Source organism: Vibrio sp. nBUS_14 (genome assembly GCF_051201655.1).
Lineage (GTDB): Bacteria > Pseudomonadota > Gammaproteobacteria > Enterobacterales > Vibrionaceae > Vibrio.
In genome coordinates, this window is sequence record NZ_CP179207.1 from 869,336 (window position 1) to 882,972 (window position 13,637).

Here is a 13,637-nt window from a genome sequence, read left to right on the forward strand (position 1 = left end):
TAGTAGCTGCTGTTCTATTCCTATCTAACTTCTAGTCCAAGATTATATTGAGCAAGACAGCGTCCGACATAGCTTATCTTTAATAAGGCAGCTACCAATATGGTGCTGATGTGTGCAACGATTTGGATTGGCAGTGAAAAATGATCGGCCATAGGATAAGCCACTATGATGCTGAGGAGCATAACCAGAGCGGTTATTGCTAAACTGAAATTTGAAACAGAAAGTAGAGTCTGAAAGCGTTGAGTCATGTTCTTCATGTTGTATTCCTATTAATAATTATGCTGACCAGTTATTAATAGCAATTAGCGTTCCAGTTTTATTTAATGTTATTTGACAATGATTTAATAAGTTTGCCGTAAGTTTTTAGTCAAAAAGACACGGGTATAGTAAGGGTTAAATTGACTCTTTAGTGTCTTAAGGTGCTTACCATTGTCTAAAGCCACATGTGTCGATATGGAATCGCACGCCAGCGTATAAGCCCAATCCTACGTTATGTTGTTGTTCAAACTCGGCATGAACTTTTTTAAGTTTAACGTGCAGGTCTTCTCGATAAATACCGTTGGCAAGAACCAGGTCTAAGGCACAAAATTCTAGGTGCTTACTTCGCAGTGCACCGCCAGCTTGCTGATTGTAGAGCTTTGAACGCTCTCCGGAAACAGGAACAACAACACCGATTTCAGGCTCGATGTACTGCTGAATGTATTCCAAGATGTTGATCATATTAGGCACGTGTTTCTTATTGGGAAGGGTAAACAAGGTCGTGTTGCTCATTGCCCAATCCTCTTACTTTGTATTCTGAGTGATTCAGCAGCAACCAGCCTCGAAATGCCGACTGAGTCGGAACCTTGTAGCCATGAACGTCCACCACGAGGTCGTCGTAGGTAATTTCAGTTTCTTCGGTGTACAGTCTTTCAAATTCTTCTGGATAGGGTTGAGTTATTGATAGCGCTAAAGTAATCAGAATACTTGCGTACATAGGTCACTCCATTGCTTACGTTCACCTAGTTAGTTAGTTAGTTTTACAGTTGCTCAGTTTTACGTTTGCTTAAGTGTAGACGCTAGAATTTGGGCATAAAAAAGCACATGTAACTAAAAGTTAGATTGGAAACTTAGAAAACTCAGTTCTGGTAACGCCTCTAAGCCGATAATCTAACTTTTATCTAAATTATCTAAGTTTTTGCTCATTTTCGCACTGGAATTAAGATGGATAACAACGAAAAGTTAGATGAGAGGGGAGTTAGAAAAAATCTAAGTTTTTAAGCTTAGCATTAAACCGTAGGTGTGCTGCGTGCCAATAATCGATACAAAGCGAATCCATACATCGTAACTCAGAATTGGACAAAAATGCGTTTGAGAAAATCGAACATTAGCAAAGCATGGATAACTTTTTATAAGGCAAACTTGTCAATTAGTCCGCCTTCGTAAAGTGCGCACTTTGTCTGCTTATTTTCAATGGTGCACATCTTATCAATACAGTACAACCTCTTGTATTTAGTGGTTTTATCTGTGAAGTATCGCGAAATGAGTAGGAATTACATTTTTCGAGAATTGGAATGCCAAATGACCAAGGAAGAGGTCGCGAAACTGTGTTTTAAAAGTGTGAGAACAGTCACGGGTTGGGATGAAGGGAAACCAATACCACCAGAGTGTAAAAGACTCATGCGTATGGCTAAGGGGCGGGAACTAAGTATTAGTGAAGATTGGAATCAATTCAAAATGTTGTACGACCGGATGGAGCTGCCTACAGGGCAAGTCGTGAGTCCACAACAGATTTTAGCTGGGATTGACCTGTTAGATATTCAATCTGAGTTAGAGATAAAGGCTTCGACACACCTACTTGGAATAGCTAGTCCTCATTTTTGGTCATATCAAGGAGAAAGAAGCCGAACCTTCATCGAGAAGGCTCGGATTTTTTAATAGTTAGCCAGTTTACTTAAATGTAGGAAAGGAAGGTAAGCCACACCATGATGCGATTTTATTATATTTATCTACCAAATCGGAGGCTATTTCATACCCTTGTTGTACAGAGTCTAAAGCTTTACTAATTGTGCTATTTGAATCTGAAATCTTATCAATAAAGCGTGAAAACTTACTCATGGAAGAAGATGCTTTGACAACTTCTGGATCTTGTTCTGATTGGATGCTTAGAAGTGAACTTGTCAAGTCAGAAATAGGAAGAGCTGTGTCATCGTCTTTTGGCAGTATGTCTCTTAACTCTTCAAGACAACCGATACTAGACGAGATATCAGCATTCACAGTAACGGCCATGTTGTTTTGGATGCAAGGGTTAACTTGGACACTTATATTATGTGTATCTTTTTTAAGTCCTTGTCCAACTAGTTGTAACAAAGTTGATACCTGTTGTTCAGAAGTTTTAAGCTGATCCTTTTGGAAAGCAATAAAGTCTTGTTGTGACTCTATACGGAACTTAGCGGCTCTGATTTCATTTCTAAGATCTAAAATAAGCTTATCGTTTTGGGTAAACTTGGAAGCGTTTTCTTGACCAGACATAATTTGCTGATATTCATGCAATGCCTTTTCAATGATTTCAGAGCTACCATCTTCAGACTGTACAACCATTCTAACGTTTAACCCCTTCTGTTCGATTTTAACAGTAGCATCTTGCTCAGGGTAATTTTCATTCAGGTATGTTGAGAAAAAATTAAGAATTCCTACACCTGCTTGATGATATTCAGCAGGAAATTCAATACTTTGATTTATAACTGTATTTTTTTCTGTGCTGCTGTAGTGTTTGTCTTGAACTAGTTCTTCTACGTGTCTTTCCAACAACGTTTCTTGACGCGAGTAACCTAGAATCAAGAAAGGCACACCTAAACTTAAAGGCGAGAGCATTTCAAGTTGATCTTTATAATACTCAAATGTGGCCATGTGGCTGAAAGTACGCCTTTGCTCATAGTCTTCTTGTGAACCTACCATCGGTACGACTAAAATTGGAATTTTAGTTATACCATTTCTAACGCCGATAGTTGCATGTGTAAAAAGCCACCTTGTTAGAAATTCAGGTGTATTAAAAGTAATTTGAGCAGAAAGTCCACCGTTTAAAGCTCCAAGGTTTCTTATTGGTAATCTTTTACCAGACGGGGAATATGTTACTTGTTGGTTAATGCTCCAGCCTTCATCATAAAATACTTTTTCCCATAGTGCTCTTTGACTATTGCGTGTCCCTTCGTCCTCTTGAATTACTGCATCACCCCTCAAAAATCTTTCAAGCCCTCGCTCTAGAGATTTAAATTCTTCTGAGTAAGAATTTTGAACTTCAGACCAAGCTCCCATGAAACTTAATACGTTTTGAATCAAAACTAGACTTCCTTTTATGATGGTTTAAAAAGAATTCTACTAAAAAACTTTAAGGAATAACAACTACTTATAATGAAACGCGATTGTTAAAAAAAAGAATGAAAATAAATCGGCATATATTAAGAGGTAATGTATATTGCGGAAGTAGTTCAGGAGCAAGCGAGAGCTAATAGTTAGGTCGAATTTACCCCCGTGATACAACACGGGGATTCACAACGAACAGCATTAGAAGAATGGATAACTTTTAGTAGGGCAAAAGCACATTAACAGTATGTGAATGAGTATTTACTCTGGCCGATAATGGGGCAAAGACGAGTTAGCGACCTCTTCAGCCCTTCTGTTCAGCCCTTCTGACCTGTTCAGCCCCTCTTTTTAAACTTAAGCCTTGATGTTCTTCACATTAGTAGACTGCTTTCTTGTTGATGTCTTGTAGCGGTGCAACTCCCACGTTAACTGAGCCACGGACGTTGCCATTACTTTCATTTCATCTCTAAACTGGTCATTCTCGGCTCTTAGGCGTTTATTTGACTCTTCCAAATCATCATATCTTTCCTTATCAACCTGCTTCTTCTTTTTGGATTCCCCTTTCTTAGCCACGACGGGGTTAGGGTGGTAGCGAGCCTTTTCTGCCTGAACCATTTCCAAGATAGTAGGGTGATTCTTGCATGACCCGTTTGCCACGCCTGCCCTTTTTTCGACTGCATAGGGGCTCACCTTCTTGCCTTCCTTTTTCAGTGCTTCGAAGGCATTAATCAGCTTGGTTTTTACGTTTGCCATTACAACGCTCCTAATTCAAATCGTTCAAACTCGATGTTATGATCACGCATCACTTTCTCGGCAGCACGGATGTCTGTTAACTCACGAGCGAGCGTGTTCTGGTTGTAGAACCCCATGTCTTTCATTTGCTGTAATCTTCCTGCAATTCGTCTGTGACGCTCTTGCCAACGCTGCGCCTCTTCCTGATTAATGTTTAAATTTTCACAGTCACGACCAACACAACTTGATGGCTCAAACAAGTGCTCCATTTTGCACTTAAAACCAGCAAAGCATCTGCCATAACCTGTCGATTTATTTGCCCCTTTTGTTTTCTTGGCAAGCTCTTCAAATCGCTCTTCGGTCATTACGTTAGGGTCACCCTCAAACGCTTTCATAAACCCACCTGACTGTTCTTCAGGGTGGTCTATCATGTCCCGCAGATAGGTTTTATGGCTTTCCATTTCTGCGTCTTCAACCGCCTTCTTGATGTTGGCGGGATTCTCGATTCCAAGCAACGTTAAGACCTCAGCATGACTGGCATAAATAGCGGTCATTGATAGGCTAATGTGTTTGAACTGATGCTTCAAAGCCGCCAGCGACACTAAACCATTTCCGACCAGAAAATGGGCAAAGGTACGTCTCAGTGAGTGAGTCGAAAAGTGCCAATAAAACGTGCCATCCTCCCGCTCTTTAATAGGGTTATATTGAGCAGGTACGACAGGGTTTAGCAAGCCATACACCTCATCCATTTCATCGGGGTCATAGGTAATATCAAGGTGCTTTGAGTAGCCAGTAATGCTATGTCCAAGGTTTGTTGTATTTAGCACCACATCGTTTAGCTGACGTTTGATGATATCACTAACCCCATGCTTACCATCGAATCTAAATCGTGGTGAACAGTGAATGTCACCTTTATTGGATCGATAGTCATTATTTAGTACTGTTAAAACCTCTAGCGCCTTTTCACAGATAGGGGCGCACGCCCATGCATCCTCTCTAGGTAATGTCTCTAACTTACGAGTCCAAGAACGCAGTGTGCATAGCTTGATACCGTCAAGGTCAACTTCTTTGTAAGAGGTCGAGTCTATTTGTGTTAACTCACTGATTCGCATGCCCGTAAAGGCAGAAAGCGTCATAAAACAAGCACCTTCTATCGCCCTGAATTCATCACAGGCTTGGCGCTCGGTAATCCCATACTTTTGAGCATAAGCTTTTACATCGGTAAGGTTTTCCAGTTTTTCATGTGCAGCGGTGACATCTTCTATCAAGCGCCCCATCAGTTGCTCATAAATAACAGGAATAACCGTCGGGTAATGCCCTTTACCAGCGCTTGAATACTGCTTGGCGATTTGTTTGAGGCTTTTTCCTTCTTGAATACCGAGTGAAAAGTGACGCTGCTCTGGGAAGTGTTTGTTGAGTTGCCTAAGGACGCTTAGTGCTTCTAATCGAAGTTTTACCGTCTTTTCACTGTGCTTTTTCTGTTCATGAAGCAATTGACAAAAAACCAACTCATTACTGAGTAGAGAGAAGGAGTCAATGGAAGTGTCTTTAAATACTCTCAGGGCATAGTTTGACTTAACCGCTATCTCCCGACACTGACTAAATTTACGAAAAATGCCCCCATCCATGTGAAGCAGGTTACCTTTTGCTCCCCAAATCAAAAAATAGAGTCGCTGCTTGAGTTCAATAAGCAGATTGGGGTTGTGCTTTTTTGGGTGAAAACTAATTTGGTAGTTCGATTTCGTGTCGTTCGTGAGATTAAAAAATGCATTAAAATCCCAAACATCATCACCGAAATAGGAAACTGGGTTGCCTTCTTTATCCACGCTCACTACTGCGTCGTCACTAGGCATGGGAAACGGGTTCGATGCTAGCGGTAGAGCATACTTTTCAAACTTATTGAAATCATGACTGATACTGTACATGGTTTACCCCCTGAATATGTCCATAACGGAGTTTTCATCCCACAGAGGGTGGCACTCTCGCTCTAATTGCTTCATCGCAGCTTTGAGGTGAGCCTTTTTAAACCGTGCTTTGAGCTTATTTAGGTTCGCCTTCACTTCACCAAAGTTCGTGATGAAGTGCTCTACGTTTTGGTGCACCAACATGGCTTCATTCAGTCGCTTCTCAAAGGACAGCAGTCGCCATATGTCATGTGGGTCATCCACGATGCCAAAATTCGAGCAGCCAAAGCATTTCACGACGAAGCCGCAACCTAGCTGGGATTTTTCTTCATCCGAAAGGACACCACTTCTGTCTACGGTTTTCTGGAATTCCTTTTTTTGAGGAGTGTCGGCACCCTTACAAAAACCACCGTTCTGATTCTCAGCCACGCGGTGCTCAGTATCGGCTTCCTTTAAGGCTTCCCATTTCTCATGCGAAATCACCTCACCAATCGCTTCTTTGGCTTGTGCCACCGCGACAACCGTTCCCCCATCGGGATTTTCACCCAAGTTGTGCAAAGCCGTTAGGCCAAGTGCTAATTGGTTTCTGGCTTCGCCTTTAGTGACTTTGCCATACTTGGCGTTGTCATAAGTATCAGATGCATTGCGGGTGTTTTGTGCCGCCTTGCTTCGCCCTAGCTTATGCTCTGCGTACTGCTTAATGGATGATTTCAATAGTTCACAGTTCAAGCGAAAATCAGGGTTCTTTTCTATTAAAGCTTGGATGCGCTTGGAGTGTTTAACCAGATAATCTTGAGCATAGATATTGAGGTTATTTACGGTTGGAACATCACCATTCATCTTTCGGAATAGATAATGCTTATCCAAACCCAGAAAAGTAGAATGCGCCTTAGATAACGCAAGGTGTTCTTCAAAAAAACGCTTACAGGAGGCTCTAGGCGTGAATGAGCGAAGTTCAACCGTGTTTCCGCGAGTCTTAAATCCCTCAATGCTGATGCGACCTGCTCCTGACTTCTGGCACACCCATTCATCTTCTAAAAACATACTTAAGGTTTCTGTTTGCCCTGTTCCGAGATAGTAGATGGTCAGCAACACCGCATTGTAAACCAACCTATCAAACGCTAACTTTCTTTGATACTCAGATAGTGACTCATCCTGATAGCGCTCTAACAGCGCTCTGCGGTCAGCGAGCAAGGCGAAGGCAATAGAGCGCAACTGCTTTGAGTTGTAGTTGTCAGAATCTAAAGACGCTGAATTCGTATCAAGGTTTCTGGCTGCTTTAGGGATTGTTCCGAAGCCAAACTTTTTGCAGATTGAATTTAGGTTTGAACCTAGCCAGCCAAGATATTTCGGTTTGATAGACTTACCATACAACCCCTTACCTGTACTTGCCATTGAAAGGTAAGTCGCATGGATGTACTGAATACATGTTTCAGTAGAAAACTGAACTTTGGTTTTTCGTTTTCCGCTTTGGGCATTGAATGCATGACGAATAATTTGTCGGACATTACGGAATTGCTCCACCTTTGATGCTTCGCGCCACCCTGACTGCTGGAACTTGGAAATCAGCAAGCGAATATGCTCATCCGTGGCATACGCCTTTAGCTCCGCAAAGTCACACGTTGAGTTGTAACCATTACTGTTCTTCCAAGTATATTTCCACTTGGTAATTGCCGTCAGTGTGTTGTCGGTGACCATCTCCGTGGTCGGTGTAGAGCGATAAGCACGAGCGTTTTCTTTGGGTTCGGTATCCATTACATCAGTCACGATAGCGTTTCATCCTCTAGCAAGTTCATGGTTATCTCGGGGATTTGGTTCTTTTCAGGATTGCCCTCGTAATGCTTGAGGTACAGCATGGTGGTTTCTAAATCTTTATGACCCATTTCGTCCTTTAGCATTTTCAGCGCTTGCATCATCGACAACTCTTTAATTTGAGCCAACGACTCAAGCTTATAAGCGCCAAACGTTGCCCTGCAATCATGCTCTTTATGCTTAAAGTGAGGATTACTGTTCTCTTGTATCGCAGCGCGTAACTTAGCCCACAATGAGTTGAGACTCTTAGTGGTGAACGGTTCTCCATCCTTATTGATAAAAGCGGGAGGGTTCATATCACCCGTATTCATGAAGTACAACTGTTGCCGCTTTTTATATCGCTCACTTTCATGGTACTCATTAAGTGACTTCATCAACCAAACAGGCATAGAGACTTGTCGGTTGATATCATATTTGGTTTTGCAGTCGTGGTCAGGCCCAATCCAGATGCCCGTTAGTGTCTTCCCTTTGAAGCCCTTGGGAATAGCAAAGTGTTTAGGCTTAATGTCTGTGACCTCTATAGCGCGAAGCCCTACAGAAAGCGCCACACTAATCATTAAACGAAATTCTTTAGACAGCCCATTGCAACGCCAATTGTCCCTCACATGCTGTAGGTCAAGGTCATTCAATGGCTGTAGATTGGTTTCTCTGGTTGCGCTTCGGATTGAGCAGTCCGTCAAGGTCTGCCCGTACTTGGTAGTGCCCGTCACTTCAAACGGCAATTGAGAAATGTACCCATGGCGGTAACAAAACAGATAGAAGCGCCTCGCAATTGACAGAGCTGAAACGGCAGTGCTTCGACTCAAGTTACCTTTTCTATCTCACCTTCTAAATAAGCTCGATAAAGGAAAATTGGGTAGCGCTGTAATCGCTCTTCGTGGTCGTCCCATTTTAGATTGTTGGCATCCAAGTATCGGTAATACCTCAACAGATGAAAGCACGTTGGCTTAACGTCCTTCGCCCCCTCTACGATACGACGACTTAAGATGTAAGCATTGGGCTCAAACACTGGCTTACCTTCGCTGGTAAACAGCATGAGAACACCTTTGAATGACATTGGCTTATCAACGGTAAACAATTCCTGAGTGTCTTCGTATGACACCGAATTTTCAGCGCCAAAGGAGATGGCAATCTCTTTAGTTACCTCAACGTCACCGATGTTAATGTATTCCGCTGTCTCTATGAGGTGATAGAAGTGCTCCATACCTGACTTTATCTCAATCAATCAAATCTAATTATAAGTATTACTTGCAATCTAATTTTGTCAATGTATATTTATATCTAGTGTTAATCTAATTATAACTATTGGAATTCTAAGTCGAATGAAAAAAAGCCCCGAAATGGTAAGCATGTCGGGGCTTAAATTAAGAATATCGTTTGTTTTATAGCGATGAGATTATTTTATAGAGATTAACTCAACATCAAAAATCAGTGTCGCTGCTGGTGGGATAGGACCTGAACCGCCTTTACCGTAAGCCAATGTGCTTGGGATATAAAGACGAACTTTTTGACCTTCAACCATGTAAGTTAAGCCTTCTTGCCAGCCTTTGATTACTTGCTTAAGAGCAAATGAAATCGGCTCGCCACGTTCAACAGAGCTATCGAATACCGTGCCATCAAGTAAAGTGCCGTGGTAGTGAACCGTCACTTTGCTGTTCTTTGTTGGGTGTTCTGTACCAGTGCCCTCTTCAAGAACTAGGTATTGAAGACCACTTTCAGTCGTTACAACCCCTTCTTTAGTACCGTTCTCGATAAGGAACTGTTGGCCTTGCTCGAAGTTTTCCTCACCAGACTTATGATTCATCCAAGTACGGTAGATCATGAAACCAGCCAAGATGAAGACAATGACCGGGATGATAAATTTAGACATAGTAAAACCTATTTATTGTTGATTCTTTATAAAGAAAAGCCGTTACGGCTGAGTCAAAAGGTAGTTGATTGTTTTCGCGATACCTTGAACATCTTGGTGGCCTGCAGTTAGGACTTGGTACTTACCATTGATGATAAAAGTCGGTACTGAGTTGATTTGGCCTTTTACAGAGATCTCTTCTGCATTTTTAATAAAGTCAAAAAGTGCAACTTGTTGTTCTTTGTTCAGTTTGTATGGGCTAACCAGACCGCGAGAAGTGAACGCTGTTTCTAGAGCTTGTTGACGTTGTTCAGGAGTCGCTTCTGCACCCATTTGAACCGCACCGAATAGATCATCCATGAAAGCGTGGTCAGGCGTTGCGTTAAGCTGTATCACTGCTGTGTAGTAGATCATCGCGCTGATTTGAGCGCTTTCGTTGAAAGTCACATGAACTTTGCCAATCTTTTGGTCAGTCAGTGATTCAATCTCTGGAATTGCACTTTCCATTTGACGGCAGTGGCCACAATTAAGAGAGAAGATTTCAGTGATCGGAGACAAATTAAATTCAGTCAGAGCCGCTGGAAGTGCTTCGTATTGAACACCTTGTTGTGGCTCATCCGTATCACTACAGCCCGCGATAATAAGCACGGCTGCGATTGCTGTAATGAATTTAGTAAATGGTTTAAACATAATGTTTGCTCTAGCGTTGAGAAGTCGTGAGATTCTAACTATTTAGTAAGAATTGGAAAACAATTATAAGGTAAATAAATGCAAACAGTTCGAACTAGCGGGTGATGACAGGCTAGTTGACGGTTAACTGTGATCAAAGACACTTTTTTAGGTTGTACTTTTTTTTCGCCTAAAGTTTTTCTCTCGGTGCCGATATAGACATTAGTGAATGGTTTATCTGTATGAGTGGTTGGTGAAGTAATGAGATATTTAGCAATAATGTTAAGCATAGCTTTGGCTGGGTGTGAAGCCACGTCACCTACTGATTTACTTGGCGGTGACATGCTAGAGACAGCGCCACAAACCGATTACGACCTTATGCACCCAGAATGGGGCGTGGTTCAGACTACACATGTAGCGAGCAATCGTGGCTATTCAATACAGAGCAATACTCGTCAGCAAACAACCATTACCACCAATTACGGTCGTGGCGTTTCAACCAATGATCCGTTAGAAGTTTTCCTAAGACAAAACCGTATCGATTTTGAAGTTTTACCGGGTAACCATGTGATGGTTAAGCTTGAGCAACATGTGAACTTTAAAACAGGATCTGCATCCCCGGAACCAGCTTATAATCAATGGTTAGATACGTTGGGCAGCTATCTTTCTCAGCGCCAAGATATCGATGTTGTGATTGAAGGCCATACCGACAATACAGGTTCTGATCAAATCAATGATCCTCTATCAGAGCAGCGTGCAAAAGAAGTGAAAGCTCGATTAGAGAGTAACTATGTATCTAGACGCTCTATCTATACTCGAGGTTTCGGTGAATACGTTCCGGCTTGTAACAATGCTTCAGCCCAAGGTAAAGCATGTAACCGTCGGGTTGAATTGATGCTGATTGTCGCTAAATAACAGCTAATGTCCATGTTCTCGTTCAAAAGAAAGTAAAAGCAGATAGAGCAAACTGGTATAGATAGCAGACATAAAAAATCCCTCACATAAGAGGGATTTTTTGTATCTGACTTTCGCTGAGCTATATCAGCATCAGTTTATGCGAATTGCTTTTCTAGGTAAGTTACGATGTCTGAAGACTCGTACATCCATTCAGTTTTGCCGTCTTTTTCAATGCGTAGGCAAGGCACTTTCACACGACCGCCGCCCGCTTCAAGCTCTGCACGGTGTTGTTCGTTGTTCTTTGCATCACGAAGTTCAAACTGAACTGATTGACGTTTCATTGCGCGGCGCACTTTTACACAAAATGGGCACGCTTCGAATTGGTACAACGTGTGCGTTTTTGCTTGCTCATTCACTTGGCTTTGTTCTTCTTGAGAACGTTTGACACCACGAGGGCTAAAAACAAAATTCAATAGCAAAATGACGCGACCTAAGAACCAACGGATAAACTTCATAACTCTCTCTACATATTTAAAATTAGCGTTACAATTTGCAGCATTATATACACAAGTCTTGTCAGATGCTCGCAACAAACCGCTAATATCTATTTTGTCCGTTCGATCGTGTGAGACTTCGCCACATTTAACCCTAAACGTTTTGATAGACGGGTTAGGTTTGCACGGTCTGTTTTCAGAATACGTCCTGCTTGTGCCCAGTTAAAATTCGCATTTTCTAACACTTCTGTGATTATCGTACGCTGGAAATCGTCCGTTGCACCACGTAACCCTGCAGTCAGGTCAATGGTAGGGGTTGATAACGGCGTGGTTTTCACTTGTGTCGTTGCGATAGGCTGATCTTGGTCGAGAGGACCACAATCTTCTTTAGTAATCGTCACGAGGTTTTTGTTGGTGCTACGAGCCAGTGCTTTGAGTGCTGAACGGCTGATTACATGTTCAAGCTCACGCACGTTACCTGGCCAGCCATAACGGTTCAGGAATACAAGCACATCAGAACGGAACTTAACTTGGTTGATACCTAGCTTACGGCGAGCCTGTTCAAGGAAGAAACCCGCTAGCAAGCTGATGTCGTCATCACGATCTTTAAGCGCAGGAACCGCGATAGGGTAAACACTGAGTCGGTGATACAAGTCGGCTCTAAATCGACCACCTTCGACTTCTTGTTTTAAATCTCGGTTGGTCGCAGCCAATACACGAACATCAATGGTTTGAATGTTGTCTTGACCTACTGGCTGGATTTCGTTGTTCTGCAGTGCACGTAGCAGCTTGCTTTGCGCCGCTAAAGGCAGTTCACCAATTTCATCTAGGAATAGGGTGCCGCCGTCAGCTAAAGCAAATTTACCAAGGCGATTTTTATCTGCACCAGTAAATGCACCACGAACGTGACCAAATAGTTCACTTTCGACTAAGTTTTCAGGAATCGCCGCGCAGTTAACATACACAAGCGGGTTGCGCTTACGTTGTGATTGATGATGCAGAGTACGAGCCACTAACTCTTTACCTACACCGGTATCACCATGAATCAGAATATTGAACTCTGAAGGCGCGACAATCGCAATGTCATTCTTAAGCGCAACCATAGTATCGCTTTTACCAATCAGTTCGCCGCCATCGCGTTCCCACGCCTCTACGTTTAACTCTTCTAACAGCTGTTTTGATTGTTTTGCTTGATGCTCTAATTGCGAGAACGTCAGTGCCATCTGCATGGTTGAAGCCGCAATGGCTGCCAGTACTTCGAGATTACGGGCAGGGATATTCGCAAAGACATCAGGCTTTAGGCTGTCTAATGTCAGGATCCCCAGTAACTTCTCACCAAATAACAGTGGAAGACCCATACAAGCGTGCATCGGTAGATCGCCGTCGTGGTCAATAAGCAAACCATCGAAAGGATCGGGTAGGGAACTGTCAGCATCAAAACGAACAGGGGAACGAGACGCGCAGATCTCTTCAAAACGTGGGTGTTCTGAAATGATAAAGCGTCGACCGAATGTATCTCGGCTGAGCCCTTGCATTGCGATAGGTACTAGCGTGTCGCCTTGAAGGTTTAAAAGCGCGACACAATCACACGTGATGGTTTTGCGAATAGCATCGATTAAGCGATTGAAACGGTCTTGATCGTTCACACCACTAGCGAGACCGATGGTCATTTCCATAAGGGTGGATGCGGAGATGTCTTGCATAAAAAACTCTAACTGTGTGTGTTTATCTACATAATAGAGTCTTATTGACTTAAAAAAAAGGTCATTTTAACATTTTTATAAGATGGATTTTGAAAAGAAAACCAGTAATGACGGGGATTGATAAAGTTGGCATTGATTGTGCAAAAGAGACAGAGAAGCCCAATTATAGCGCTGATTAAACAGACTATTCTTGATCTCAATCAATCAGGTGGCATTAATCAGGTTTCGCGATTTT

General features: G+C 42.4%; 13 protein-coding genes and 1 pseudogene. 2 read left to right on the plus strand and 12 right to left on the minus strand.

The genetic code is table 11. The features are described 5' to 3' along the window. Positions 1–20 precede the first annotated feature (20 nt). Positions 21–257 (minus strand): hypothetical protein, encoded by a 237-nt coding sequence (locus ACMAZD_RS21465; RefSeq protein ID WP_102434211.1) that lies wholly within the window; start codon positions 255–257, stop codon positions 21–23. Between the two features lie 166 nt (positions 258–423). Beyond that, positions 424–976 (minus strand): annotated as a pseudogene (locus tag ACMAZD_RS21470) (D-Ala-D-Ala carboxypeptidase family metallohydrolase). A 530-nt stretch (positions 977–1,506) separates the two neighbouring features. Here ACMAZD_RS21470 and ACMAZD_RS21475 point away from each other — a divergent pair. Further along, positions 1,507–1,917: a regulator gene (locus ACMAZD_RS21475; RefSeq protein WP_435249406.1), complete on the plus strand. Its 411-nt coding sequence runs from the start codon at positions 1,507–1,509 to the stop codon at positions 1,915–1,917. 12 nt (positions 1,918–1,929) lie between these two features. On the opposite strand, the gene ACMAZD_RS21480 is transcribed toward ACMAZD_RS21475, so the two are convergent. The 8 genes from ACMAZD_RS21480 to ACMAZD_RS21515 all read right to left on the minus strand — a co-directional run bounded on the left by ACMAZD_RS21480 (position 1,930) and on the right by ACMAZD_RS21515 (position 10,329). Then, positions 1,930–3,318 (minus strand): hypothetical protein, encoded by a 1,389-nt coding sequence (locus ACMAZD_RS21480; RefSeq protein ID WP_435249407.1) that lies wholly within the window; start codon positions 3,316–3,318, stop codon positions 1,930–1,932. A 378-nt stretch (positions 3,319–3,696) separates the two neighbouring features. Continuing rightward, the gene (locus tag ACMAZD_RS21485; protein ID WP_435249408.1) at positions 3,697–4,095 is read right to left on the minus strand and encodes a hypothetical protein; all 399 of its coding nucleotides are present in this window, start codon (positions 4,093–4,095) and stop codon (positions 3,697–3,699) included. Continuing rightward, on the minus strand, positions 4,095–5,999 hold the full coding sequence (locus tag ACMAZD_RS21490; RefSeq protein WP_435249409.1) for a site-specific integrase: 1,905 nt from the start codon (positions 5,997–5,999) through the stop codon (positions 4,095–4,097). Before ACMAZD_RS21490 ends, ACMAZD_RS21485 begins: the two co-directional genes overlap by 1 nt. Positions 6,000–6,002: 3 nt before the next feature. Further along, positions 6,003–7,745, minus strand: a complete 1,743-nt coding sequence (locus tag ACMAZD_RS21495; protein ID WP_435249410.1) for a hypothetical protein — start codon at positions 7,743–7,745, stop codon at positions 6,003–6,005. Next, on the minus strand, positions 7,742–8,596 hold the full coding sequence (locus tag ACMAZD_RS21500) for a tyrosine-type recombinase/integrase (protein WP_435249411.1): 855 nt from the start codon (positions 8,594–8,596) through the stop codon (positions 7,742–7,744). The genes ACMAZD_RS21495 and ACMAZD_RS21500 overlap by 4 nt, the downstream gene beginning before the upstream one ends. Further along, on the minus strand, positions 8,593–9,015 hold the full coding sequence (locus ACMAZD_RS21505) for a hypothetical protein (protein ID WP_435249412.1): 423 nt from the start codon (positions 9,013–9,015) through the stop codon (positions 8,593–8,595). The genes ACMAZD_RS21500 and ACMAZD_RS21505 overlap by 4 nt, the downstream gene beginning before the upstream one ends. Before the next feature lie 171 nt (positions 9,016–9,186). Beyond that, positions 9,187–9,660, minus strand: coding sequence for an FKBP-type peptidyl-prolyl cis-trans isomerase (locus ACMAZD_RS21510; protein WP_435249413.1), 474 nt, complete (start codon positions 9,658–9,660; stop codon positions 9,187–9,189). Positions 9,661–9,702: 42 nt separating this feature from the next. Next, positions 9,703–10,329 carry a thioredoxin domain-containing protein gene (locus ACMAZD_RS21515; protein ID WP_435249414.1) on the minus strand — a complete coding sequence of 209 codons (627 nt, stop codon included), beginning with the start codon at positions 10,327–10,329 and terminating at the stop codon, positions 9,703–9,705. A gap of 258 nt (positions 10,330–10,587) precedes the next feature. Between ACMAZD_RS21515 and ACMAZD_RS21520 the strand changes: the two genes are divergently transcribed. After that, positions 10,588–11,223, plus strand: a complete 636-nt coding sequence (locus ACMAZD_RS21520; protein ID WP_435249415.1) for an OmpA family protein — start codon at positions 10,588–10,590, stop codon at positions 11,221–11,223. A gap of 137 nt (positions 11,224–11,360) precedes the next feature. Here the strand turns inward: ACMAZD_RS21520 and ACMAZD_RS21525 are convergent, their stop codons facing one another. Further along, positions 11,361–11,720: a glutaredoxin family protein gene (locus tag ACMAZD_RS21525; RefSeq protein WP_029223355.1), complete on the minus strand. Its 360-nt coding sequence runs from the start codon at positions 11,718–11,720 to the stop codon at positions 11,361–11,363. Positions 11,721–11,809: 89 nt separating this feature from the next. Further along, positions 11,810–13,402 carry a nitric oxide reductase transcriptional regulator NorR gene (gene norR / locus ACMAZD_RS21530; RefSeq protein WP_435249416.1) on the minus strand — a complete coding sequence of 531 codons (1,593 nt, stop codon included), beginning with the start codon at positions 13,400–13,402 and terminating at the stop codon, positions 11,810–11,812. Positions 13,403–13,637: the final 235 nt, after the last annotated feature.

Coding starts and splice junctions, on each gene's coding strand:
- ACMAZD_RS21465 (WP_102434211.1), bottom strand. CDS start 257: ATGAAGAACATGACTCAACGCTTTCAGACTCTACTTTCTGTTTCAAAT.
- ACMAZD_RS21485 (WP_435249408.1), bottom strand. CDS start 4,095: ATGGCAAACGTAAAAACCAAGCTGATTAATGCCTTCGAAGCACTGAAA.
- ACMAZD_RS21490 (WP_435249409.1), bottom strand. CDS start 5,999: ATGTACAGTATCAGTCATGATTTCAATAAGTTTGAAAAGTATGCTCTA.
- ACMAZD_RS21510 (WP_435249413.1), bottom strand. CDS start 9,660: ATGTCTAAATTTATCATCCCGGTCATTGTCTTCATCTTGGCTGGTTTC.
- ACMAZD_RS21515 (WP_435249414.1), bottom strand. CDS start 10,329: ATGTTTAAACCATTTACTAAATTCATTACAGCAATCGCAGCCGTGCTT.
- ACMAZD_RS21520 (WP_435249415.1), top strand. CDS start 10,588: ATGTTAAGCATAGCTTTGGCTGGGTGTGAAGCCACGTCACCTACTGAT.
- ACMAZD_RS21525 (WP_029223355.1), bottom strand. CDS start 11,720: ATGAAGTTTATCCGTTGGTTCTTAGGTCGCGTCATTTTGCTATTGAAT.
- norR (WP_435249416.1), bottom strand. CDS start 13,402: ATGCAAGACATCTCCGCATCCACCCTTATGGAAATGACCATCGGTCTC.